Raw genomic sequence first — 22,320 nt, forward strand, 5'->3', positions numbered from 1 at the left:
AACTTGTCCGTGAGGACGTCGATGAGCTCTGCCTTGTTCATGCAAAACCTCCGAAGCCAGTGGCCCACCTTGAGCCAACTGAAAGCTACGGTAAACCTTTACACCGCTGATTTCCAAGAGCCACGCCGAATTTCAGGGATAGCTGGTTGACAATTCGGCAATCAGGTTGCCCCACACCGGCGGTGGTACGGCGGTCCCAAAACAGGCTTGCTGGGCGCGTTTTCGGCCCCGTCCTGGCCGCCGTCAGACCGGCAGAGTGCGTGGCTTCCAGCGCGGACGACGCTGTTCGAAATCGGTAATATCGTCCTGTTTCCGCAGCGTAAGGCCTATATCGTCCAGCCCCTCGAGCAATCGCCATGCGGTGTAGTCGTCAATCGTGAACGGCAACATGACCGTTCCCGCGGTGATGCTCCGATCTTGCAGATTCACAGTGATTTCCAGCCCGGGTTGCTGCTCGATCAGCTTCCACAGGAGTTCCACATCGTCTTGGGCAACTTGGGCGGCAAGAAGACCCGCCTTCCCCGAATTGCCGCGGAAGATGTCGGCGAACCGGGAAGAGATCACCACCCGGAACCCGTAATCCATCAGCGCCCACACCGCGTGCTCGCGGGACGAGCCGGTGCCGAAGTCGGGGCCGGCCACCAGAACCGAACCCTTGTCGAAGGGCGGGAGGTTGAGGACGAACGAGGGGTCGTTACGCCAGGCCGCGAACAGACCGTCCTCGAAACCCGTTCGGGTGACCCGCTTCAGGTACACCGCGGGGATGATCTGGTCGGTGTCGACGTTGGACCGGCGCAGCGGAACACCGATCCCGGTGTGGGTGCGGAAGGCTTCCATGGCTGTCTCCTAGCGATTCTCGGGCAGATCGGCTGGCGAGGAAAGGGTGCCGCGCACGGCCGTCGCCGCGGCCACCGCGGGCGAGACGAGGTGCGTGCGGCCGCCCTTGCCCTGCCGCCCTTCGAAGTTTCGGTTGGACGTCGCCGCGCAGCGCTCCCCCGGCGCGAGCTGATCGGGATTCATGCCGAGGCACATCGAGCATCCGGCCTGGCGCCACTCGGCACCCGCAGCGGTGAAGATCTCACCAAGGCCTTCGGATTCGGCCTGCGCGCGGACCCGCATGGATCCGGGCACCACCAGCATCCGCATTCCGTCGGCGATCTTCCTACCGCGCAAGAGGTCGGCGACGACCCTGAGATCTTCGATCCGCCCGTTGGTGCAGGATCCGACGAAGACCGTGTCGATGGCGATGTCGCGCATGGCGGTACCCGGCCGAAGATCCATGTAGGCCAACGCCTTCTCGGCCCCCTGGCGCTCCCCTTCGTCGAACATCAGTTCCGGGTCTGGAACGGCTGCGCTCAGCGGCACGCCCTGGCCGGGGTTGGTTCCCCAGGTGACGAACGGGCTCAGCGTCGCGGCGTCGAGGTAGACCTCGGTGTCGAATTCGGCTCCCTCGTCGGTGCGCAACTGGCTCCACGACTCGACGGCGGCATCCCAGTCGGCGCCGGCCGGGGCATGCGGACGACCCTTCAGGTACTCGAACGTCGTCTCGTCCGGTGCCACCATGCCTGCGCGCGCGCCGGCTTCGATGCTCATGTTGCAGACCGTCATCCGGCCCTCCATCGACATCGCTTCGATGGCGCTGCCGCGATATTCGATCACGTACCCCTGCCCGCCGCCGGTCCCGATCTTCGCGATCACCGCCAGGATGACGTCCTTCGGGCTGGTGCCCGCGGGCAGCACGCCATCGACGTTGACCGCCATGGTCTTGAACGGACGCAGCGGCAGGGTCTGGGTCGCGAGCACGTGCTCGACCTCCGAGGTGCCGATGCCCATCGCGAGCGCACCGAACGCGCCGTGGGTCGAGGTGTGGCTGTCGCCGCAGACGACGGTCGTACCCGGCTGGGTCAGACCCAGTTGCGGGCCGATGATGTGAACGATGCCCTGCTCGACGTCGCCCATCGGGTAGAGGCGGACGCCGAACTCCGCGCAATTACGCCGCAGTGTCTCGACCTGGATCCGCGAGACGGGGTCGGCGATCGGCTTGTCGATGTCGATGGTCGGCACGTTGTGGTCTTCGGTGGCGATGGTGAGGTCGGTCCGGCGAACGGGGCGGCCTGCCATCCGAAGGCCGTCGAACGCCTGGGGGCTGGTGACCTCGTGGACGAGGTGCAGATCGATGTAGATGAGGTCGGGTTCGCGCGCAGCGCCTTCCCCGGAGCCGGTGACCACGACGTGGTCGGCCCACACCTTCTCTGCCATGGTGCGTGGTGTATCGGTCATGACCGTGTTCATTCCTTAAGGCGATCCACAGAGGGCGCTGCGGATGTCGTGGCTGGGTCTCATCACGGGCGTCTCAATATGCGGGACGCTAGTATCTCCCTATGAGACAGGATAGCGGCATCGGCGTGCTCGACAAAGCGGTGGGCGTGCTGCACGTCGTGGCCGAGTCGCCATGTGGTCTCGCCGAACTGTGTGAACGCACGGGGTTACCTCGGGCCACCGCGCACCGCCTGGCGGCAGGCCTCGAAGTCCACCGACTCCTGGCCAGGGACGCCGACGGCAGATGGTGCCTGGGACCCGCATTGAACGAACTGGCCGGGCAGGTCGATGATCCGCTGCTCGCCGCGAGTGCCGCCGTGCTGCCACGGCTACGCGAGATCACCGGGGAGAGCGTGCAACTGTATCGACGCGAAGGCATGTCGCGCGTCTGCGTGGTCGCCCTCGAACCGCCAGCCGGCCTGCGTGACACGGTGCCCGTCGGCACTCGGCTGCCCATGACGGCCGGATCGGGCGCCAAGATCCTCCTTGCCTACAGTGACGCCGCGACGCAGGCTGCCGTCCTTCCGGCCGCCAAGTTCACCGACCGCACGTTGGCGGAGGTGCGCAAGCGCGGCTGGGCGCAGAGCGCCGCGGAACGGGAACCGGGCGTGGCGAGTGTGTCAGCGCCGGTGCGTGACGCACGGGGCGCCGTGGTGGCAGCCGTCTCCGTCTCGGGTCCGATCGATCGAATGGGACGCAGGCCCGGCGCGCGCTGGGCCGCGGACCTACTCGCCGCCGCGGATGCGCTGACCCGACGGCTCTAGTGCTGCCGTCAAATGAAGAAGCGCCCGCATCGACTGCGGGCGCTGGCACTACTGGTACCCCCGATGGGATTCGAACCCACGCTACCGCCGTGAGAGGGCGGCGTCCTAGGCCGCTAGACGACGGGGGCTAGAACTGATTCCGGTTCGACAGCATAGCTCAGGTGAAGAACGCCGACCTAATCACTTCGCCGTCGCTTGCCGTCTACCGGAATTGGCTGGGGTACCAGGACTCGAACCTAGAATGGCGGTACCAGAAACCGCTGTGTTGCCAATTACACCATACCCCATGGGCCGCCTATAACCGCTGGTCACAAGGCGTTTTGCAGGTCCAACACCCGCTGGGACTAACCAGCGTGTGCAATCACCGACCGACGAGCACACTACCAAACATTTCGGCCCCGAATTTCACGCCTCAGCGGCCGCGTGGTCACGACCGCCACGCAACCGGCTCAGGCTGCGGTCGCGGCCGAGCAACTCCATCGACTCGAACAACGGCGGGCTGACCGAGGCACCCGTGACCGCCACCCGGATCGGGCCGAAGGCCTTGCGCGGCTTGAGCTCGAGGTTCTCCAGCAGCGCGGTCTTGAGCGCTGCCTCGATCCCCTCGGTGGACCACTCACCCACTGCCTCAAGGGCGGTGAGCGCCGCGTCGAGCACCGGTACCGCGTCGGCCCGTAACTCCTTGGCTGCGGACTTCTCGTCGAGCACGTATGACGCCTCGTCGAGGAACTTCAACAGGTCCCAAGCGTCACCGAGCACGACGATGCGCGTCTGGACCAGCGTCGCCGCGTCGGCGAAGCCGGCGTCGTCCAAGCCGGTGTCATGACCGTGCGCAACGAAGTAATCGCGCAACCGCGCGGTGAACTCGGCGGCGTCGAGCAGTCGAATGTGTTCGGCGTTGATCGCATCGGCCTTCTTCTGGTCGAAGCGTGCAGGATTGGAGTTGACGTCCTTGACGTCGAAGGCGGCCACCATCTCGTCGAGGCTGAATAGGTCGTGATCGTCGGCGATCCCCCAGCCCAACAGCGCCAGGTAGTTCAACAGACCTTCGGGAATGAAGCCGCGGTCACGGTGCAGGAAGAGATTCGACTGGGGATCGCGCTTCGAAAGCTTCTTGTTCCCGTCGCCGAGAACGCTTGGCAGGTGGGCGAATTCGGGAACCCGATCGGCCACGCCGATGCGCATCAGCGCCTGGTACAGGGCAATCTGGCGAGGGGTGGACGGCAGGATGTCCTCGCCACGAAGGACGTGGGTGATCTTCATCAGGGCGTCGTCGACGGGGTTCACCAACGTATACAACGGATCCCCGCTGCCGCGAGTGATCGCGAAGTCGGGCACCGTGCCTGCGGCGAACGTGGTCGGCCCGCGCACCAGGTCGTTCCACGTCAGGTCCTCGTCGGGCATCCGCAGCCGCAGTACGGGCTTGCGCCCATCGGCGACGAATTGCGCACGCTCGGCATCGGTGAGGGTGCGGTCGTGATTGTCGTAGCCCAGCTTGGGGTTTCGGCCGCCCGCCACGTGGCGGGCCTCGACCTCTTCGGCCGTGGAGTAGGCCTCGTAGACCTCACCCGCGGCCAGCAGTCGGGATACGACGTCACGGTAGATCTCGCTGCGCTCGGACTGCCGGTATGGCGCGTAGGGGCCGCCGATCTCCGGGCCCTCGTCCCAGGTGAGTCCCAGCCAGCGCAGCGCGTCGAGAATGGCGGCGTAGCTCTCCGCGCTGTCGCGTGCGGCGTCGGTGTCCTCGATGCGGAACACGAACGTGCCGCCCGTGTGGCGGGCGTAGGCCCAGTTGAACAGCGCCGTCCGCACCAGCCCGACGTGCGGGGTCCCCGTCGGTGAGGGACAAAACCGGACTCGCACCTGCGAAGTCATGACTTACCCTTGCGCACAACGGGATTGGTCAGCGTGCCGATGCCCTCGATGGTGATGCTCACCGTGTCGCCGTCCTCGATGGGACCGACGCCCTCCGGCGTCCCGGTCAGGATCAGATCACCAGGCAGCAGGGTCATCACGGCCGACGCCCACTCGATGATGGCGCCGATGTCATGGATCATCAGCGAGGTCCGGCTGTGTTGCCGAATCTCACCGTTGACCTCGGTCCGGAGATCGAGGTCGAACGGGTTGATGTCGGTATCGATCCACGGACCGACCGGGCAAAAGGTGTCGTGACCCTTGGCCCGCATCCACTGACCGTCCTTCTTCTGCTGATCGCGCGCGGACACGTCGTTGGCGATGGTGTAGCCGAGGATGTTCTCGGCGGCCTTCGACGCGGGAACGTCCTTGCACGGCCTGCCGATCACGGCGGCCAGCTCCCCCTCGTGGTGAACGGGGTGGGCATCGGCCGGGAGTTGGATGGGCACGTTAGGCCCGATGATCGCGGTGTTGGGCTTGAGGAAGATCACCGGATCCTCGGGTGCCTCACCGCCCATCTCGGCGGCGTGGGCGGCGTAGTTCTTGCCCATGCAGACCACCTTGCTGGCCAAGATCGGCGCGAGCAGTCGCACGTCGGCCAGCGGCCAGGATCGACCTGTGAAGGTGGGGTCGCCGAACGGATGCTCGGCGATCTCGCGGGCGACCGCATCTGTTGCGGGGTCACCTTCGATGCTCACGAAGGCGACCCCATCTGGGCTGGCAATTCGACCGAGGCGCATTTTTCACAGCCTAGTAAGCGTCGCTCACCCTCCTGAGGAACGGGGTCGCGTCTTGTCCCGAACGACGTCGACGTAGCGCTCACAGTCAGTCTGCCCACGATTTTCGACTGTCAGCGCTATATCAACGCGTTTGGGATTCGGCGGCGACACCATATCCTAAATAATGGGATATTGATTTAACATGCTGAGACGCAAGTGCCAATATGGACGTCATGACGATAGGCACCATGCGTCGATGGTCGATGTTGGCGATCGCCCTCACGGCCACGCTGTGTGCCAACGTCTTCATCAACGGCGTGGCGTTTCTGATCCCCACCCTGCACACCGAGCGCGGTCTGGATCTCGCCGAGGCCGGCTTCATCTCGGCGCTGCCCAGCTTCGGCATGGTCGTGACCCTCATCGCCTGGGGCTACGTCGTCGACAGATTCGGTGAGCGCCTGGTCCTCGGGGTCGGCTCCGCCCTCACTGCCGCTGCCGCGTTCGCGGCGGCCACCGCGGACTCCCTCTTCGTCATCGGCGTCTTCCTGTTCCTCGGCGGCATGGCCGCGGCGAGCAGCAACTCCGCCAGCGGCCGGTTGGTGGTCGGCTGGTTTCCGCCGCACCAGCGGGGCCTCGTCATGGGCATCCGGCAGACCGCCCAGCCGCTGGGGGTCGGTCTCGGCGCCCTCGTCATACCCCAACTGGCCGAGACGAACGGCATCACCGCAGCGTTGCTCTTCCCCGCGATCGCCTGCGCCGCGGCCGCGGTGATCAGCGCCATCGGCGTGCTCGACCCGCCACGACCCCCTCGGGCGGAGGCGCACGCCGACGACCTCGCCAATCCGTATCGCGGGTCGTCGACACTGTGGCGCATCCACGCCGTCTCGGTGCTGCTCGTCGTACCGCAGTGTCTGGTCTGGACCTTCACCCTGGTGTGGTTGATGAGCGACCGCGGATGGTCGGCCGCGTCGGCGGGCGCCATGGTGACCTTCGCTCAACTGCTCGGCGCGGCAGGACGAATCGCCGCCGGCCGCTGGTCCGACAAGACCGGGTCGCGGCTGCACCCCATCAGAACCATCGCCATCGGCGCGGCCGTCGCGATGGGCCTGCTGGCGGTCACCGACCTGATGCACTCGCCGCTGTCCATCGCGGTGATGGTGGCCGCGTCGGTCATCACGGTGTCCGACAACGGATTGGCGTTCACCGCCATCGCGGAGATCGCGGGACCGTTCTGGAGCGGACGCGCCCTCGGCACGCAGAACACCAGCCAGCTGCTCACCACCGGCATCGTGCCGCCGGTGTTCGGCGCTCTGATCACCGCGGCCGGCTTTCCGCTGGCGTTCGCCGTGTGCGCGCTATTTCCCTTGATCGCACTGCCATTGGTACCCGTCGACGCCGACCCGCTGCGGAGTCAACCACCCACCGAATAGGCATCGGCGAACCTTGTGCGCAGAGGCTGGGCGGCCTGGTGAAGTTCACCCCGATGCCATCGCTACTGCTCGCAACGCCACCCTCATCGACGGAACCGGAACGCCACCCCGTGCCGTCCGCCGCAGTGCTGATCGACGAGGGAAGAATCTCCTGGGTGGGCGCCACCGATGAAGGTGCCGAGGTTGGCAACCGCCTCGTCGGCCGTGGTGCCCGACTCGAACACGAAGGCTCCGACGGCGCTGACGCCGAGCGCGGCGCTGATGAGGATGGCCACCGATCCGGTGGCGTCCGGCGCACACCAGTCGGCGCTCGGCAAGGACGGCACGCGCCCACACCGAGGCGCCGGTACTGACGTTGAAGAGCACGGTCCCCCCGAATTGCACCGCCGCAGAGAACCATTCGACACTGCCCTCGGGCCCCGAGCGCACAGCTGAATCCACGCCGCACAGGTGAAGAACCAGGAGCCGACGAAGCACAGCACGTTCGCCGCGCCTGCTCCGGCGGACGACGCGAAGCCGGGAGCCGTTCCCACCGCGAAGAACGCCGATCCGATGGGTAACAGCCAGCACTGTTGCGTCAGCGTGACCTGGTGAGCAGTCCCCCGGTCAACCGGCTGCGCCGCTCTCGAGGTTCTCCGCGCACTGGGTCAGGAGGTCGGCCAGCTGCCGCCTCGCGCTCGGTGAAAGTCCTTGCACCATCTCGCGTTCCACACCGATCACCACGTCGTGACTGTCCCCGAGCCGCTTGCGGCCTTCGTGGGTGAGGGCAAGCGGCGACGCCGCTCGCACCAGGCCGGACGTCCGCAAGCCCGTCAGCAGATCCTGCAGCGACTGCCTGGTGATGAAGCACAGTCGCGCCAACTCCGACGCCGACGCCTCGGGGTGGTCGGCGAGGGCGCGAAGGGCCGCGTACTGCGCCATGGACAGTCCGGTTGGCCGTAGCGCCGCGTCGCAGCGCCGTCGCAGCGACTGCTGGACGCGCTTCACCAGATACCCGGCGCTACGCTCGACCTCCGGTGCGTACATGACAGGAACCTTACATTGCGCTACCGTGGAAGATGTAAGGAACCTGACAAAAGGAGACGCACAGTGACGACCATCGAACGACACGCTCCCCACGCCACGTTGATCAACGTGTTCACCGTCGACCCGGAGAAGGCGGGCGAACTGACCGCGATGCTGGACCGCGCGACCGACGAGGTCATGCGCCACGTTCCCGGCTTCATATCGGCCAACATTCACGTCAGCACCGACGGAACCCGCGTCGTCAACTACGCGCAATGGGAGACCGCCGAGGCGTACCAGGCGATGCTGGCCGACCCCGCCGCCCGCGAGCACATGGCGCCCGCCGCTGCACTCGCCCAGCGCTTCGACCCGCATCTGTACACCGTTGAGTCGGTGCACGGCCGCTAGAGCAGGCCCACGATCCTGTCACCGATCTCGGAGGTCGACAGCTTCGCGCCGTCCAGGGTGGCGAGGTGTGCCTCGACCGCCGCGTCGACCCGTGCCGCAGCCTCGTCGTCACCGACGTGAGCCAACATCAGCGCGACGGACATCACCGCCGCAGTGGGATCGGCGATGCCCTTGCCTGCGATGTCGGGTGCACTACCGTGCACGGGTTCGAACATCGACGGGTTGGTCCGCGTCGCATCGATGTTGCCGCTGGCGGCCAGACCGATGCCACCGGAGACCGCAGCCGCCAGATCGGTGATGATGTCGCCGAACAGATTGTCGGTGACGATCACGTCGAAGCGACCGGGATCGGTGACCATGTGGATCGTGGCGGCATCGATGTGCTGATAGGCGACCTCGACGTCCGCGAACTCCGCACCCACCTCGGCCACCACGCGCGACCACAGCTTGCCTGCGAAGGTCAGCACGTTCGTCTTGTGCACCAGCGTCAAGTGCTTGCGCCGCTTCGACGCCCGCACGAACGCATCGCGCACCACGCGTTCCACGCCGAACGCGGTGTTCAGGCTCACCTCGGTGGCCACCTCGTGCGGAGTGCCTGCGCGGATCGCGCCACCGGTGCCCGTATAGGGCCCCTCGGTGCCCTCACGCACGACGACGAAGTCGATGTCCACTTCACCCAGCGGGCTGCTCACACCGGGGTGGAGCTTCGACGGCCGCAGGTTGACGTGGTGATCGAGTTCGAACCGCATCCGCAGCAGCAGGCCCCGCTCGAGCACCCCACTTGGCACGGACGGATCGCCGATGGCACCCAACAGGATCGCGTCGTGCGTGCGCAGTTCGTCGACGAGGCCGTCGGGCATGACCTCCCCGGTGGCGTGGTAGCGCCGAGCGCCGACGTCGTAACTGGTCTTCTCAACGCCGGGTTTGACGACGTCGAGCACCTTGATGGCTTCGTCGATGACCTCGGGTCCGATGCCGTCGCCGGCGATTACGGCCAGTTTCACGACAGGTCCACCAGTTCCAGCGTCGTCGCGCCGACGTCCGTGCCGAGAGCGGCCAGTACGTCGTCCGGCACCTCACGGTCCAACCGCAGCATGATGGTCGCGCCCTCGCCGTCGGCGTCCTGGCTGAGCTGTGCGGCCAGGATGTTGACCCCGGCACCGCCGAGCCTGGTGCCGATCGTGCCGAGCGCCCCCGGCACGTCGCTGTAGTTGATGATCAGGTTCACGCCTTCGGCGCGCAGATCGAGATTGCGACCGTTGATCTGGACGATCTTCTCCACCTGCTGCGGACCCGACAGCGTGCCTGCCACGTTGACAGTCGACCCGTCGGCGGCCACTGCGCGCACGTCGACGACGCTGCGATGGTTGGGGCTCTCCGGTGCGGTGGCGATGGCCGCCTCCACGCCGCGCTCGGCGGCCAGCGACGGCGCGTTCACGAACGTCACCTGATCCTCGATGACCGCGGAGAACAAGCCACGCAACGCCGAGAGTCGAAGTACGCCAACCTCTTCGGATGCCAGCTCACCGCGCACCTGCACGGAGAGATTCGTTGGCAGCTCGGCCGACAGCGCACCCACCAGCAGCCCCAGCTTGCGCACCAGGTCCAGCCACGGCGCGACCTCCTCCCCGACGACACCACCTCCGACGTTGACGGCGTCGGGCACGAACTCCCCCGCCAGCGCGAGCTTCACGCTGGCCGCGACGTCGGTGCCGGCCCGGTCCTGCGCCTCGGCCGTCGACGCACCGAGGTGCGGGGTGACGACGACCTCTGGCAGCTCGAACAGCGGGCTGTCGGTGCACGGCTCGGTGGCGAAGACGTCCAGTCCGGCGCCGCGGACGTGGCCACTCCTGATGGCGTCCGCCAAGGCTTGCTCGTCGATCAGGCCGCCGCGGGCGGCGTTGACGATGATCACCCCCGGCTTCGCCTTCGCCAGCGCCTCCTTGCCGATCAGACCCGCGGTCTCCTTGGTCTTGGGCAAGTGCACGGAGATGAAGTCGGCGCGACCCAACAGCTCGTCGAGCGTCAGCAATTCGATGCCGAGCTGGGCCGCTCGGGCCTGCGACACGTAGGGGTCGTAGGCGGTGATGTGCGCGCCGAACGCCGCCAGCCGTGCCGCGACGAGCTGGCCGATGCGGCCGAGCCCCACCACGCCGACCGTCTTGCCGAAGATCTCGACGCCGGAGAACTTGGACCGCTTCCAGGTGTGCTCACGCAGCGTCGCATCGGCGGCCGGGATTTGGCGGGCCGCGGCGAGCAGCAAGGCCATGGCGTGCTCGGCGGCACTGTGAATGTTCGACGTCGGTGCGTTGACGACGAGCACCCCGCGGGCGGTGGCGGCGTCGACGTCGACGTTGTCCAGGCCGACACCGGCGCGGGCGACGATCTTCAGCTTGGGCGCCGCGGCGATGACCTCGGCATCGACCGTGGTCGCCGAGCGCACCAGCAGCGCGTCGGCTTCCGGGACTGCGGCCAGCAGTTTTTCCCGGTCGGGGCCGTCGACCCAGCGCACCTCGACCTGGTCACCCAGGGCAGCAACTGTCGATTCGGCGAGTTTGTCGGCGATCAAAACAACGGGCAGGCTCACGCGGCTAGCGTAGTGGGGCGTTCCGAACGTCAGTCGTGGCGGGCCGCCTCCTGAGCGAGTTGCACCCGGGACTTGAGGCCGAGCTTGGTGTAGACGTGCGTGAGATGCGTCTCCACTGTCCGCGGAGACACGAACAGCCGACCGGCGATGTCCTTGTTTCCAAGGCCTTCGCTGACCAATCGAACGACGTCGCGCTCGGTGGGAGTGAGTGCGGCCCAGCCCGCAGCCGGACGTTTGCGTTCTCCGCGGCCCCGCCTCACGTACGCGATGGCCTCGTCGGTGGAGAGGCCACTGCCGTCGGCCCACGCGCGGTCGAAGTCGTCGTCGCCCAGCGCATCGCGAACGGTTGCGACGGCCGCCTCGTAGTCCGCCTGGTGAACCACGAACCGAACGATGCCCATGCGCCTCCGCGCGGCGTCGCCGGCACCGAAGAGGCGGGCCGCCTCGTCGAAGCTACCGACGCCTGCCGCCGAGGCGGCCAGGCATTCGAGGATGTTCGATACTCCGAGCAGCGCCCCTAGTTCAGCGGCGAGCGCAAGCGCGTCGTGGGCGTCGCGTTCGGCCTGTGGCCACTGGCCCGTTCTGAGCGCCACCCGGGCACGCGTCGTGAGCGACTCGATGAGGGACCATCCCGTCGCCACTGTGACCGCTTCGTCCGCACATCGAGAGGCGGTGTCCGTGTCGCCGGTCGCCAACGCGACCTCGGCGGACAGATAGACGTACATCTGCTGATGAAACGGGGCACCAGCCAACTGCTCCAACGCAATCCGGCCCATCCTCTCGGCCGTCCCGACGTCGCCTGCGGCCAGCGCCCCGACGGCCCGCACAGCAGACGAATTGCCCAACCACAGCCCCCCGAGTTCCGCGGCGGCCGGCATCGCCTCGTCGAACATGGCCTCAGCCGACTCCACTTGCCCCAGTCGACACAACGCTTGCGCCTGGTAGTGGGTGGCGACCACGCCCCAGATCCGGTCCGCGTCGGCCCGGCAATTCGCAGCCTCGAACAGCGCGACCGCTCCCGTGGGATCACCCATTGTCATTTGAGCCCAGGCGAGCCATGTCCGACATTGGTGCGCCGTGCCATGGTCACCAATGGCGTCGGCGACGTCGCGGCCTTCCGCAGCGCTTTCGAGCACTGCCAAGGGGTCACCCGCCATGAACGCCAGGTTCGACTGAGTGCCAAGGATGTCCGTGAGCATCCAGCGCTGCCCCGACTCGCGGGCAAGTCCGAGCGCCTCGGCGAGATATCCGTCGGCCGACTCGGCACAGCCAGATGCGATGAAACCGCGGGCCACGAGGGCCCGCATCAGCAGAGCCGGATCACCGATCTCGCGGGCCATCGCGAGCGCTTGTTCGACGTGTTCGGTGGCGCCGGCGCCGAGTGCGATCATTTCGAGCATGCCCCTATCGGCGAGGGCCCGGGCCCGCACCACGGCCGACGGCCGGTCATTCCCTGCCGGCTCGGTCGAGAACGCCAAATCGAACCATTCCAAACCCTCGTGCATCCGCCCAAGTGGAAGCCACAGTGAATGAAACGATGAGGCCAGCTTCAACGCGCCTTCCGGGTCACAGTTCTCGCGACACCACGCAAATGCAGCACGGACGTTGTCGAACTCGGTTTCGGCGAGTTCCAACATCTGTTCGTCACGCACCTGCATCCTGGAATCGATCAGCTCGGCGAATCGCGCGTAGTAGTCCCGGTGCCCATCGCGGACGGCGTTTGCATCCCCGGACTCGCTCAGCTTCTCCTGCGAATACTGCCGCACCGTCTCCAGTAGCCGGTATCGCGTTCGGTCCGTGGACAACTCGCTCACCACTAGTGACTTGTCGACGAGCAGCCCAAGCTGGTCGAAGATCTGAAAGTCCGCCAAATCGGTTCCGCCGCACACCGACTGCGCAGCATCTAGGGTGAATCCGCCGACGAAGACCGCCAGCCGTCGAAACAACACGCGTTCGGGCTCGGTGAGCAATGCGTGAGACCACTCAACCGACGCCCGCAGCGTCTGCTGCCGACGAACGGCGTTGCGCGCACCGCCGGTAAGGAGCCGGAAGCGATCATGCAACCCGTCCACGATGTCAGCCAACGACAGCGCTCGCACGCGCGCCGCGGCCAGCTCGATGGCCAACGGCATGCCGTCCAAACGTCGGCAGATTTCCTCCACACTGGCCGTGTGTCGATCGGTGAGGACGAAGTCGGCGCGCGCCAACCGGGCCCGGTCGGTGAACAATTCGACCGCTTCGTGCGCCAGGGACAGTGACGGCACCCGCCAGGTCACCTCCCCGGCCACGCCGACGGGTTCTCGGCTGGTGGCCAACACGAACACTCGTGGGCACGCGCTGACGAGGTCGACGACGAGTGCTGCGACGGCGTCGATCAGGTGCTCGCAGTTGTCTAGCAGCATCAGGATTCGTCGCTCCCCGACGAATTTCCAGAGCTCGTCCATCGTGGAAAGGCCCGGCCGGTCGGTGAGGCCGAGCGTGCGGGCCACCGTCACCTCCACCAGTTTCGGATCGCTGATCGGTGCCAGGTCGACGTACCAGACCTCGCTGCCGAACAGGTCCGTGGCGCGCGAGGCGACCTCGATGGCGAGTCGCGTCTTGCCAACCCCGCCGGCGCCGGTAAGCGTCACCACACGATTGACGTCGATCAACCGATGCAGATCGGCCAGCTCCTGCTGCCTTCCAATGAAATTCGTCAACTGGGCCGGAAGGCGTTGAAAATGAGCCGCTTTGGAGGTGCGCAACGCTGGAAACTCAGACCGGAGTTCCGGATGACACAGTTGCAGAACGTGTTCCGGTTGTGGGAGGTCGCGCAGTTGGTGAGTGCCGAGGTCGGTCAACCAGGCATCCGCGGGGAGCAGGTCGCCGACCAACATCTGGGCGATGCCCGAGAGCACCACCTGCCCGCCGTGCGCCAGGTCGCGCAGCCGGGCAGTTCGGTTGATCGTCGGCCCGATGTAGTTACCTTCGTCGCGAAGTTGGACCTCCCCGGTGTGGATGCCGACCCGAAGTCGAATGGGCTCCAACGGTGCACGCTGCAGGTCGAGTGCGAACGCCACCGCGTCGCTGCCACGCGTGAACGCGACGACGAAGCTGTCGCCCTCACCCTGCTCGATCGGTCGCACACCCCGATGCGCTGCTACGAGTTCGCCGATCTCGCGGTCCAACCGGGCGACCGCCACCGTCATGGCGTCAGCGTCGGCCTCCCACAGCCTCGTGGAACCCTCGATGTCGGCGAGCAGCAGTGTGACCGTTCCCGTGGGCAACTCGTTCATACCCAGGTCGCTCCAGTTCAAGGGTTCGGTCCGTAGACCAGATTCGCTCATGTTAGTCAGCATGCGGCCACGCTGACCCCGAGAACGTCGGGGAAATCCCGTATTCCCATCGCCGTGAGCTGGAACGTCTCGGTCGGGCCGATGCCGCTTCGCCGTCAAGAGGCGGGGACCGGCCATGCGAAATCTCTGAAAACGCACCGATGATCGTGACCGAGCGTCGGCACATCCTCGAATGACGAACGATTCGAGGAGGCACCCATGACACACGCACTGGTACTTGGCGGCAGTATCGCCGGGCTGCTCGCAGCCCGGACCCTGTCCGACTTCTACGACACCGTCACCGTCGTCGAACGCGACGACCTGCAGGAGGCTGCCGTCGCCAGACGCGGCGTACCCCAGGGCCGCCAGACCCACGGCCTGTTGTTGCGCGGCGCACACGCACTCGAAGAACTACTCCCAGGGATACTCGACGAGCTCGTCGCCGACGGCGCCCAAGTCATCGACGGACGGGACCTGTCAAGGATCTACTTCTGCATGCGTGGTCACATCGCGGTGAGAAGCGGTGCCAGTCAGCGGATTCGGAACTACAACGTGACTCGGCCGCTTCTGGAGAGCCACATACGGCGCCGCGTACTCGCGATCCCGAACGTCACGCTCGTGGTGAATCACGATGTCGTGGAGCTGACCGCGTGCCCCGGCGGCGAGCGGATCACGGGTGCGCGCGTCGCCGACCGCGACGGCCGGAAGCAGTCGGAGATCTCTGCCGCGCTGGTCGTCGACGCGATGGGGCGCGGCTCGCGAATGCCGGCAATGCTCGGGCTGCTGGGATACCCGCACGCCACCGAGGAGCGCGTCACCGTCGACCTCGTCTACCGCACTCAACGACTGAAGATGCCTGCGGATGCGTTGCACGAGCGGGGCCTGATCGTGTCGCCGGTGCCCGGAAGGCCGACTGGAATTGCGCTCGCCGCAGTGGAGCAAGAGACCGTGATGTTCACGGCATTCGGCATGGCCGGCGTCGAACCACCCGCCGACTTCTCCGGCCTTTGCCGGTTCGCCGACGAACTCCTGCCTGCCCACATCGTGTCCGCCATGCGTCGCGCCGAGCCGGTCGGCGACACCGTGTCTCACCGATTCCCGTCCAGCAGGTGGCGCCGCTACGACAAGGCGCGTCTGCCAGGAGGACTCTTGGTCGTCGGCGACGCCTTCTGTAGCTTCAATCCGATCTACGCACAGGGGATGACGGTGGCCACGCTGCATGCGTTGGCGCTGCGCGCGTGCCTGTCCAGCGGCCGGGACGATCTGTCGCGAAGGTTCTTTCGGGCGGCAGCGAAGCCCACCCGGCTCGCCTGGCAGATGGCGGTCGGTGGCGATCTCGCACTACCCGAGATCGCAGGAACACCGCCGCTGGCCACCCGGTTCTTCAATCTCTATGCGGACCGCATACTGACTGCCGCCGAAGGCGACGTCGTCGCCTTCGAACGATTCGTGCGGGTGGCCTGGCTCGTCGATTCGCCGTTGTCCTTGTTGCGCCCGTCGCTAATGCGGCGCGCCGTGATTGCACGTCGACGCCGACCAGCCGATGTCGTAGCCGCGACCCGAGAGCAGCGCGCGCTCGTCGATGGGCTGTAATCACTTGATGGACGTCACCGTGGTCGGTAGTGGGCCCAACGGCCTGAGCGCCGCAGTCATCTGCGCCCGAGCGGGCTTGTCCGTGCGGGTGGTGGAGGCGCAGTCGACGGCGGGCGGCGGGGCGCGGACGATGGCAGACCCCGAGTTTCCCGGCGTGAGTCACGACATCTGCTCCGCGGTGCACCCGCTCGCGCTGGCCTCGCCCTTCTTCGCCGAATTCGACCTGAGGGCGCGCGGCGTCGAGTTGACCGTCCCCGAGATCGCCTACGGCAATCCGCTGCTTGGCAGGCCCGCCGCGATCGGGTACACCGATCTCGGCCGCACGTGCGACGAGCTCGACGACGGCGCGTCGTGGCGGCGTCTCCTCGGGCCGCTGACCGCTGACTGCGACGGCGTGGTCGGGCTCATGCTCGGCGACAAGCGTTCGATCCCCCCGTCGATCCCGGCGGCGCTACGCGTCGGCCCCCGGCTGCTCGAGCAGGGCACCCCGCTGTGGCGGATGCTCAAGGGTGCCGATGCCGAGGCGCTGTTCAGTGGTGTTGCCGCGCACACGATTTCGCAGATGCCGTCGCTGGTGTCCTCGGGTGCAGGGTTGATGCTCGCGACGCTCGGCCACGCCGTGGGGTGGCCGATCCCCGTCGGCGGCTCGCAGGCCATTCCCGATGCGCTGATCGCCGACCTTCTCGCGCACGGCGGGGAACTGGTGCTCGGCGAGGAAGTCACCCGACCGCCGGAGGGCGTCGTGCTCTACGACACCGCACCGACCGCACTGCTACGGATCTACGGCGAATCGCTCCCACCGCGGTACGCAAAGGCGTTGCAACGCTACCGCTTTGGTCCCGGCGTCGCGAAGGTCGACTTCGTGCTGTCCGGCGAGATCCCTTGGCGCGATCCACGATTGGCGCTGGCGCCGACGCTGCATCTCGGGGGCACCCGACCGCAGATGGCGCTCGCCGAGAAGGAGATCGCCAAGGGCCGCCTCGCCGACTGGCCAATGGTGCTCGCCGCGCTCCCCCACCTCGCCGACGCCGGCCGCATCGACGCGCAGCGACGTCGGCCCCTGTGGACCTACGCCCACGTGCCCGCGGGTTCCACCGTCGACATGGCCGAGGCCGTGACGAAGGTCTTCGAGCGCTTCGCGCCCGGATTCCGCGACGTCGTCGTGGCGGCCCGCAGCGTGCCCGCCGCACGACTGGCGGACCACAACGCCAACCTCGTCGGCGGCGACATCGGCGTCGGCGGCAACCCCATGTTCAGCGCCATCACCGGTCCGACGCTTCGCCTCAATCCCTGGTCGACGCCGATCCCGAAGGCCTACCTCTGCTCGTCGGCCGCGCCCCCGGGTGGCGGCGTGCACGGGATGGCCGGCTACTACGCCGCCCGGACGGTGCTCCGCCGCGAGTTCGGCATCAGGAAGCTGCCGAGCCTCGCCCCGTGACGACGTTCCTGCTGATCCCCGGCGGCGGCTGCGATCCGTCCTGCTGGCGATTCGTCGTCGACGAACTGGCGCGGCGCGGTCACCTCGGCATTCCCGTCGACCTGCCCATCGAGGACGATTCGGCCGACCTGAACGATTACGCGGAGGCGGTGGTCGCGCAGTGCCGTCCCGACGGTGAGCCGCCGATCGTGGTAGCCCATTCCTACGGCGGATTCACCGGCGCGCTCGCATGCACGCGCGTCGGTGCGGCGGCGCTGATCTACGTCTCGGCCATGATTCCTCGGCCGGGAGAACGCCCCGACGATTGGTGGGCGGCCACCGATTGCGTTGCCGCTCAACGTGCAGCGGCCGTGGCGGGCGGATACGACGTCGACGACGAGATCGAGCTGTACTACAACGGCGTGACGCCGGCGGTCGTCGCCGAGGAGGTGCAGCGCGGCCAATCGGGGATGCCGGGACGGGCGCCGTGGCCCGCACCGGAGCTCCCGCGGATCGCTACGCGCTTCGTGATCTTCGGCGACGACAGGTTCTTCCCCGCGGACTTCATGCGCGGCGTCGTCGCCGATCGTCTCGGCATCGAACCCGAGGTCATCCCTGGCGGACACATGGCCATGCTGTCGCATCCCGTCGAACTGACCGAGCGCCTCCTGGCCCAGACGTGATTTCGGCGCGCTTATCCGCGGTGACCGCGGATCAGCGCGCCGAAATCGCTGGACGAGTTGGGAACTAAGCCGTTTCGGTGATCGGCCGGTCGACCCAGCTCATCAGGTCGCGCAGCTTCTTGCCGGTGACCTCGATCGGATGCTCCGCGTTCTCCTTGCGCAGCTTCTCAAGGCGCTTGTTACCGCCCTCGACGTTGGCGACCAGCTCCTTGACGAACGTGCCGTCCTGGATGTCCTTGAGGATGGCGCGCATGCGCTCCTTGGTGTCGGCGTCGATGACCCGGGGACCGGACAGGTAGCCGCCGAACTCCGCGGTGTCGGACACCGAGTAGTTCATCCGCGCGATCCCGCCCTCGTACATCAGGTCGACGATGAGCTTCAGTTCGTGCAGCACCTCGAAGTAGGCCATCTCGGGGGCGTAGCCCGCCTCGACCATGACCTCGAAGCCGACCTTCACCAATTCCTCGGTGCCGCCGCACAACACGGCCTGCTCACCGAAGAGGTCGGTCTCGGTCTCTTCCTTGAAGGTCGTCTTGATGACGCCAGCGCGGGCGCCGCCGATGCCCTTGGCGTAGGACAGCGCGAGCGCCTGGCCCTCGCCCGTGGGGTCCTGGTCGATGGCGATCAGGCACGGCACGCCCTTGCCGTCGACGAACTGACGGCGCACCAGGTGACCGGGCCCCTTCGGGGCGACCATGCCGACGGTGATGTTCTCGGCAGGCTCGATCAGGTCGAAGTGAATGTTCAAGCCGTGTCCGAAGAAGAGCGCATTGCCCGCCTTGAGGTTCGGCTCGATGTCGTTCTTGAAGATCTCGGCCTGCGCGGTGTCCGGCGCCAGCAACATGATCACGTCGGCCCACTTCGCGACCTCGGCCGGGGTGTCCACTTCGAGGCCCTGCTCGGTGACCTTCTCGCGGGACTTGGAACCCTCCTTGAGACCGACCTTGACCTGAACGCCCGAGTCACGCAGCGACAGCGAATGCGCATGCCCCTGGCTGCCGTATCCGATGACGCCGACCTTGAGTCCCTGGATGATCGACAGGTCTGCGTCGTCGTCGTAGAACATCTCAACTGCCACTGTGCTATTCCTTCTCTCTGTGTCTATCTGTGAGTGCTATTTGCTGGTGACGATGCCGCGCGGTCCGCGGGACAGCGTCACCATGCCGGACTGTGCAATCTCTCGGATGCCGTAGGGCTCGAGGAGCGCCAGCAACGCGGTCAGCTTGCCGGGCGTTCCGGTGGCCTCCACCACCAGCGACTCGGCCGACACGTCGACGACCTTGGCGCGGAACAGATTCACCGCTTCGATGATCTGACCACGGGTCGCCGGATCGGCGCGGACCTTGATCAGCGCCAGTTCGCGAGAGACCGAGTTGTCCTCGTCCTGCTCGACGATCTTGATCACGTTGATCAGCTTGTTGAGCTGCTTGGTGATCTGTTCGAGCGGGAAGTCCTCCACCGAGACGACGATCGTCATCCGGGACAGGTTCTTCTGTTCGGTGGCGCCGACGGCCAGCGACTGAATGTTGAAGCCACGCCGCGAGAACAACGACGCGACGCGCGCGAGCACGCCCGGCTTGTCCTCGACGAGCACCGAAAGGGTATGGGTCGTGATGGTCATTAGGCGTGTCCCTCGTTGCCCTGGTCGTCGAACAGCGGCCGAATTCCCCTGGCCGCCTGGATTTCATCGTTGCTCATGCCTGCGGCCACCATTGGCCACACCTGGGCGTCGGCGCCGACGATGAAGTCGATCACCACCGGTCGGTCGTTGATCGCCCGCGCCTGGTTGATCACGTCTTCGACGTCTTCGGCTCGCTCGCAACGCAATCCGACGCAGCCGAGCGCTTCTGCCAGCTTGACGAAGTCGGGGATGCGGCGGTCGTGCGTCGACAGTCCGGTCTGCGAGTAACGGCCCTCGTAGAACAGTGTCTGCCACTGCCGCACCATGCCCAGATTGCCGTTGTTGATGACGGCGACCTTGATGGGCGCGCCCTCGACGGCACAGGTGGCGAGCTCCTGGTTGGTCATCTGGAAGCAACCGTCGCCGTCGATGGCCCACACCTCGGCCTCGGGACGAGCGAACTTCGCACCCATCGCCGCGGGCACGGCGTAACCCATCGTGCCGAGACCGCCGGAGTTCAGCCACGTCTTCGGGTTCTCGTACTTGATGAACTGGGCAGCCCACATCTGGTGCTGCCCAACGCCTGCCACGTACACCGCGTCCGGGCCGGCGATCCTCCCGAGCGATTCGATGACGAACTCGGGGCTCAGGCTGCCATCACTCTGCGGACCGTAGCTCAACGGGAACGTCGCCTGAATGCCGTGCAGGTATCCCCACCACTCATCCAGGTCGAGCGTCGTCGAGTCGGTGCCGTCCCGACGCAGCGCCACGAGCAGGTCGGTGATCACGTTCTTCACGTCACCCACGATCGGCACGTCGGCATTGCGGTTCTTGCCGATCTCCGCCGGGTCGATGTCGGCGTGAATCACCTTGGCCTCCGGCGCGAAGGAGTCCAACTTGCCGGTCACTCGGTCGTCGAAGCGGGTGCCGAGCGCAATCAGCAGATCGCTCTTCTGCAGGGCTCCCACCGCCGCCACGGTCCCGTGCATGCCCGGCATTCCGAGGTTCTGCTGGTGGCTGTCCGGGAAGGCGCCGCGGGCCATCAGCGTGGTGACGACGGGGATGCCCGTCAGCTCGGCGAGCTCCTTCAACTCGTCGGTCGCCTCGCCGCGGATGACACCACCGCCGACGTACAGCACCGGCTTGCGTGCGGCCGCGATGAGCTTGGCGGCCTCCCGCACCTGCCTGCTGTGCGGCTTGGTGTTCGGCTTGTAGCCCGGCAGATCGATCTTCGGCGGCCAGCTGAACGTGCACTGCGCCTGCAGCACGTCCTTGGGGATGTCAACCAGCACCGCCCCGGGACGTCCACTTCTGGCGATGTGAAACGCCTCGGCAATCAGCTGCGCGATGTCGTCACCGTTGCGGACCAGGAAGTTGTGCTTGGTGATTGGCATGGTGATGCCGGAGATGTCGGCTTCCTGGAAGGCGTCGGTGCCGATCAGTGCGCGGCCGACCTGCCCGGTGATGGCGACCACGGGGATCGAGTCCATCTGGGCATCGGCGAGTGGGGTGACGAGGTTGGTGGCGCCCGGACCCGAGGTGGCCATCATCACCCCGACCTTGCCGGTGGCGTGCGCGTATCCGCTCGCGGCGTGACCGGCACCCTGCTCGTGACGGACCAAGACGTGGCGGAGCTTCTGCGAGTCGAACAGCGGATCGTAGACCGGCAGCACGGCACCGCCGGGGATGCCGAAGATGATGTCGACGTCGAGTTCCTCGAGCGAGCGAATGACGGCCTGGGCGCCCGTCATCTGTTGCGGTGCAACCTTTCTCGGCTGCACTGCGGGCGTGCTCGAGACGGCGGGCGTGCCGTTGGCACGCGTGGTCGGTTCCGGTGGTCGCGTGGTCGGTGCGCTCACGATGTCCTCTACGTCTTGGTCGATGTCGGGCGGGGTCTAATGGCGATGTTCTCGGGCAACAAAAAACCCCCGTCAGCGGATGCTGCACGAGGGTTGCGCGTCGGCTCGTAGGCTCTGACTGGTTACTCAGTCGGGTTACGCACCAACGCGCGAACCAAGTACTACGAGAATGCCGACGGTCTTCATAACCAGCGACGGTAGCCTCCGCACTGCTCAAAGGTCAAATTCCGCCTCGTCGCCACCCGGTGCAAGGATGACGGGGTGAGCTCTCCACCCGCCTCGGCTTCCCCGGCTCCCTCCCCTGCGCCCGTCGTCATCAGGATTTCGGCCATGGCCCACTTGGCGGTCGGCTTCTTCACCCTCGGGTTGCTTGCGTTGGTCCTCGCCAATCCGGCGTGGTTCACGGCGCTGTTGATCATCCCGATCGTGGCGTCAGTGGCCATCGCGCGCTACCGCACGACGGCCGATGGGAAGACCGTCACGGCGCGCTCACTGATCGGTAGCCGCAGCGTCGCCTGGGAAGACGTCGATGGATTGCGCTTCGACGGAGGTGCTTGGGCGTCGGCTCATCTCAAGGACGGCTCGGACGTGCGACTGCCCGCGGTGACCTTCGCAACGCTGCCGCAGCTGACGGCTGCGACCAACGGTCGCGTACCCAACCCCTACGCCTAGGTGGCCGGGAGCCGG

Annotated in this window: 19 protein-coding genes, 2 tRNA genes and 1 pseudogene; 8 read left to right on the plus strand and 14 right to left on the minus strand. The window is 66.7% G+C overall.

Translation table 11 applies throughout. From position 1 onward, the window contains the following. Positions 1-243: 243 nt before the first annotated feature. Together leuD and leuC are read right to left on the minus strand one after the other, a co-directional pair. Positions 244-837 (minus strand): 3-isopropylmalate dehydratase small subunit, encoded by a 594-nt coding sequence (leuD, locus tag QOD90_RS11910; RefSeq protein WP_526349870.1) that lies wholly within the window; start codon positions 835-837, stop codon positions 244-246. 9 nt (positions 838-846) lie between these two features. After that, positions 847-2,292, minus strand: a complete 1,446-nt coding sequence (gene leuC, locus QOD90_RS11915) for a 3-isopropylmalate dehydratase large subunit (RefSeq protein ID WP_526349872.1) — start codon at positions 2,290-2,292, stop codon at positions 847-849. Between the two features lie 89 nt (positions 2,293-2,381). Between leuC and QOD90_RS11920 the strand changes: the two genes are divergently transcribed. Further along, positions 2,382-3,083, plus strand: coding sequence for an IclR family transcriptional regulator (locus tag QOD90_RS11920; RefSeq protein WP_526349874.1), 702 nt, complete (start codon positions 2,382-2,384; stop codon positions 3,081-3,083). A gap of 52 nt (positions 3,084-3,135) precedes the next feature. On the opposite strand, the gene QOD90_RS11925 is transcribed toward QOD90_RS11920, so the two are convergent. The 4 genes from QOD90_RS11925 to QOD90_RS11940 all read right to left on the minus strand — a co-directional run bounded on the left by QOD90_RS11925 (position 3,136) and on the right by QOD90_RS11940 (position 5,737). Beyond that, positions 3,136-3,211, minus strand: a tRNA-Glu gene (locus tag QOD90_RS11925). A gap of 84 nt (positions 3,212-3,295) precedes the next feature. Next, positions 3,296-3,370, minus strand: a tRNA-Gln gene (locus QOD90_RS11930). 118 nt (positions 3,371-3,488) lie between these two features. Continuing rightward, complete coding sequence (gltX, locus tag QOD90_RS11935; protein WP_526349876.1) at positions 3,489-4,958, minus strand: glutamate--tRNA ligase; 1,470 nt, start codon at positions 4,956-4,958, stop codon at positions 3,489-3,491. After that, entirely contained in the window at positions 4,955-5,737 is a 783-nt protein-coding gene (locus QOD90_RS11940; protein WP_526349878.1) for a fumarylacetoacetate hydrolase family protein, read from the minus strand. Before QOD90_RS11940 ends, gltX begins: the two co-directional genes overlap by 4 nt. Positions 5,738-5,940: 203 nt before the next feature. Here QOD90_RS11940 and QOD90_RS11945 point away from each other — a divergent pair, with 203 nt between their 5' ends. Continuing rightward, positions 5,941-7,146 (plus strand): MFS transporter, encoded by a 1,206-nt coding sequence (locus QOD90_RS11945; RefSeq protein ID WP_526349880.1) that lies wholly within the window; start codon positions 5,941-5,943, stop codon positions 7,144-7,146. An 83-nt stretch (positions 7,147-7,229) separates the two neighbouring features. On the opposite strand, the pseudogene QOD90_RS11950 reads toward QOD90_RS11945, so the two are convergent. Next, a pseudogene (locus tag QOD90_RS11950) lies at positions 7,230-7,628 on the minus strand (hypothetical protein). Between QOD90_RS11950 and QOD90_RS11955 the strand changes: the two are divergent. Next, a complete protein-coding gene (locus tag QOD90_RS11955; protein ID WP_526349919.1) occupies positions 7,597-7,740 on the plus strand; it encodes a hypothetical protein in 144 nt (47 codons plus the stop codon). The pseudogene QOD90_RS11950 and the gene QOD90_RS11955 overlap by 32 nt on opposite strands. Before the next feature lie 12 nt (positions 7,741-7,752). Here the strand turns inward: QOD90_RS11955 and QOD90_RS11960 are convergent, their stop codons facing one another. Further along, positions 7,753-8,172 (minus strand): MarR family winged helix-turn-helix transcriptional regulator, encoded by a 420-nt coding sequence (locus tag QOD90_RS11960; protein WP_526349882.1) that lies wholly within the window; start codon positions 8,170-8,172, stop codon positions 7,753-7,755. 63 nt (positions 8,173-8,235) lie between these two features. On the opposite strand from QOD90_RS11960, the gene QOD90_RS11965 reads away from it, so the two are divergent. Beyond that, on the plus strand, positions 8,236-8,559 hold the full coding sequence (locus tag QOD90_RS11965; RefSeq protein WP_526349884.1) for an antibiotic biosynthesis monooxygenase family protein: 324 nt from the start codon (positions 8,236-8,238) through the stop codon (positions 8,557-8,559). Here the strand turns inward: QOD90_RS11965 and QOD90_RS11970 are convergent. Genes QOD90_RS11970 through QOD90_RS11980 form a run of 3 tightly spaced genes read right to left on the minus strand, consistent with a single transcriptional unit; the run spans position 8,556 to position 14,472 of the window. Continuing rightward, on the minus strand, positions 8,556-9,563 hold the full coding sequence (locus QOD90_RS11970) for a 3-isopropylmalate dehydrogenase (protein ID WP_526349886.1): 1,008 nt from the start codon (positions 9,561-9,563) through the stop codon (positions 8,556-8,558). The two genes, QOD90_RS11965 and QOD90_RS11970, sit on opposite strands and share 4 nt — an antisense overlap. Then, entirely contained in the window at positions 9,560-11,146 is a 1,587-nt protein-coding gene (gene serA / locus QOD90_RS11975) for a phosphoglycerate dehydrogenase (RefSeq protein WP_526349887.1), read from the minus strand. Before serA ends, QOD90_RS11970 begins: the two co-directional genes overlap by 4 nt. A gap of 29 nt (positions 11,147-11,175) precedes the next feature. After that, a complete protein-coding gene (locus QOD90_RS11980; RefSeq protein WP_526349889.1) occupies positions 11,176-14,472 on the minus strand; it encodes a helix-turn-helix transcriptional regulator in 3,297 nt (1,098 codons plus the stop codon). Positions 14,473-14,679: 207 nt separating this feature from the next. Here QOD90_RS11980 and QOD90_RS11985 point away from each other — a divergent pair, with 207 nt between their 5' ends. Genes QOD90_RS11985 through QOD90_RS11995 form a run of 3 tightly spaced genes read left to right on the plus strand, consistent with a single transcriptional unit; the run spans position 14,680 to position 18,153 of the window. Beyond that, complete coding sequence (locus QOD90_RS11985; protein ID WP_526349891.1) at positions 14,680-16,053, plus strand: FAD-dependent oxidoreductase; 1,374 nt, start codon at positions 14,680-14,682, stop codon at positions 16,051-16,053. A gap of 7 nt (positions 16,054-16,060) precedes the next feature. Beyond that, on the plus strand, positions 16,061-17,491 hold the full coding sequence (locus QOD90_RS11990; RefSeq protein ID WP_526349893.1) for a phytoene desaturase family protein: 1,431 nt from the start codon (positions 16,061-16,063) through the stop codon (positions 17,489-17,491). Then, a complete protein-coding gene (locus QOD90_RS11995) occupies positions 17,488-18,153 on the plus strand; it encodes an alpha/beta fold hydrolase (protein WP_526349895.1) in 666 nt (221 codons plus the stop codon). Before QOD90_RS11990 ends, QOD90_RS11995 begins: the two co-directional genes overlap by 4 nt. Before the next feature lie 64 nt (positions 18,154-18,217). Here QOD90_RS11995 and ilvC read toward each other — a convergent pair whose 3' ends face one another. From ilvC to QOD90_RS12010, 3 genes are read right to left on the minus strand one after another with little or no spacing between them, the layout of a single operon-like run. Next, positions 18,218-19,231, minus strand: a complete 1,014-nt coding sequence (gene ilvC / locus QOD90_RS12000) for a ketol-acid reductoisomerase (protein ID WP_526349897.1) — start codon at positions 19,229-19,231, stop codon at positions 18,218-18,220. A gap of 36 nt (positions 19,232-19,267) precedes the next feature. Beyond that, positions 19,268-19,774, minus strand: a complete 507-nt coding sequence (ilvN, locus tag QOD90_RS12005; protein WP_526349899.1) for an acetolactate synthase small subunit — start codon at positions 19,772-19,774, stop codon at positions 19,268-19,270. Further along, positions 19,774-21,633 (minus strand): acetolactate synthase large subunit, encoded by a 1,860-nt coding sequence (locus QOD90_RS12010; RefSeq protein ID WP_526349901.1) that lies wholly within the window; start codon positions 21,631-21,633, stop codon positions 19,774-19,776. The genes ilvN and QOD90_RS12010 overlap by 1 nt, the downstream gene beginning before the upstream one ends. 330 nt (positions 21,634-21,963) lie before the next feature. On the opposite strand from QOD90_RS12010, the gene QOD90_RS12015 reads away from it, so the two are divergent. After that, the gene (locus QOD90_RS12015) at positions 21,964-22,305 is read left to right on the plus strand and encodes a PH domain-containing protein (protein ID WP_526349917.1); all 342 of its coding nucleotides are present in this window, start codon (positions 21,964-21,966) and stop codon (positions 22,303-22,305) included. Positions 22,306-22,320 lie beyond the last annotated feature (15 nt).

It is taken from the genome of Mycobacterium sp., from assembly GCF_032161845.1.
Classification (GTDB): domain Bacteria; phylum Actinomycetota; class Actinomycetes; order Mycobacteriales; family Mycobacteriaceae; genus Mycobacterium.

What these genes read in the sequence shown, in the direction of transcription:
- leuD (WP_526349870.1), bottom strand. Translation starts at nt 837, where the DNA reads ATGGAAGCCTTCCGCACCCACACCGGGATCGGTGTTCCGCTGCGCCGG.
- leuC (WP_526349872.1), bottom strand. Translation starts at nt 2,292, where the DNA reads ATGAACACGGTCATGACCGATACACCACGCACCATGGCAGAGAAGGTG.
- QOD90_RS11920 (WP_526349874.1), top strand. Translation starts at nt 2,382, where the DNA reads ATGAGACAGGATAGCGGCATCGGCGTGCTCGACAAAGCGGTGGGCGTG.
- gltX (WP_526349876.1), bottom strand. Translation starts at nt 4,958, where the DNA reads ATGACTTCGCAGGTGCGAGTCCGGTTTTGTCCCTCACCGACGGGGACC.
- QOD90_RS11940 (WP_526349878.1), bottom strand. Translation starts at nt 5,737, where the DNA reads ATGCGCCTCGGTCGAATTGCCAGCCCAGATGGGGTCGCCTTCGTGAGC.
- QOD90_RS11945 (WP_526349880.1), top strand. Translation starts at nt 5,941, where the DNA reads ATGGACGTCATGACGATAGGCACCATGCGTCGATGGTCGATGTTGGCG.
- QOD90_RS11960 (WP_526349882.1), bottom strand. Translation starts at nt 8,172, where the DNA reads ATGTACGCACCGGAGGTCGAGCGTAGCGCCGGGTATCTGGTGAAGCGC.
- QOD90_RS11980 (WP_526349889.1), bottom strand. Translation starts at nt 14,472, where the DNA reads ATGAGCGAATCTGGTCTACGGACCGAACCCTTGAACTGGAGCGACCTG.
- QOD90_RS11985 (WP_526349891.1), top strand. Translation starts at nt 14,680, where the DNA reads ATGACACACGCACTGGTACTTGGCGGCAGTATCGCCGGGCTGCTCGCA.
- QOD90_RS11990 (WP_526349893.1), top strand. Translation starts at nt 16,061, where the DNA reads ATGGACGTCACCGTGGTCGGTAGTGGGCCCAACGGCCTGAGCGCCGCA.
- ilvN (WP_526349899.1), bottom strand. Translation starts at nt 19,774, where the DNA reads ATGACCATCACGACCCATACCCTTTCGGTGCTCGTCGAGGACAAGCCG.
- QOD90_RS12015 (WP_526349917.1), top strand. Translation starts at nt 21,964, where the DNA reads ATGGCCCACTTGGCGGTCGGCTTCTTCACCCTCGGGTTGCTTGCGTTG.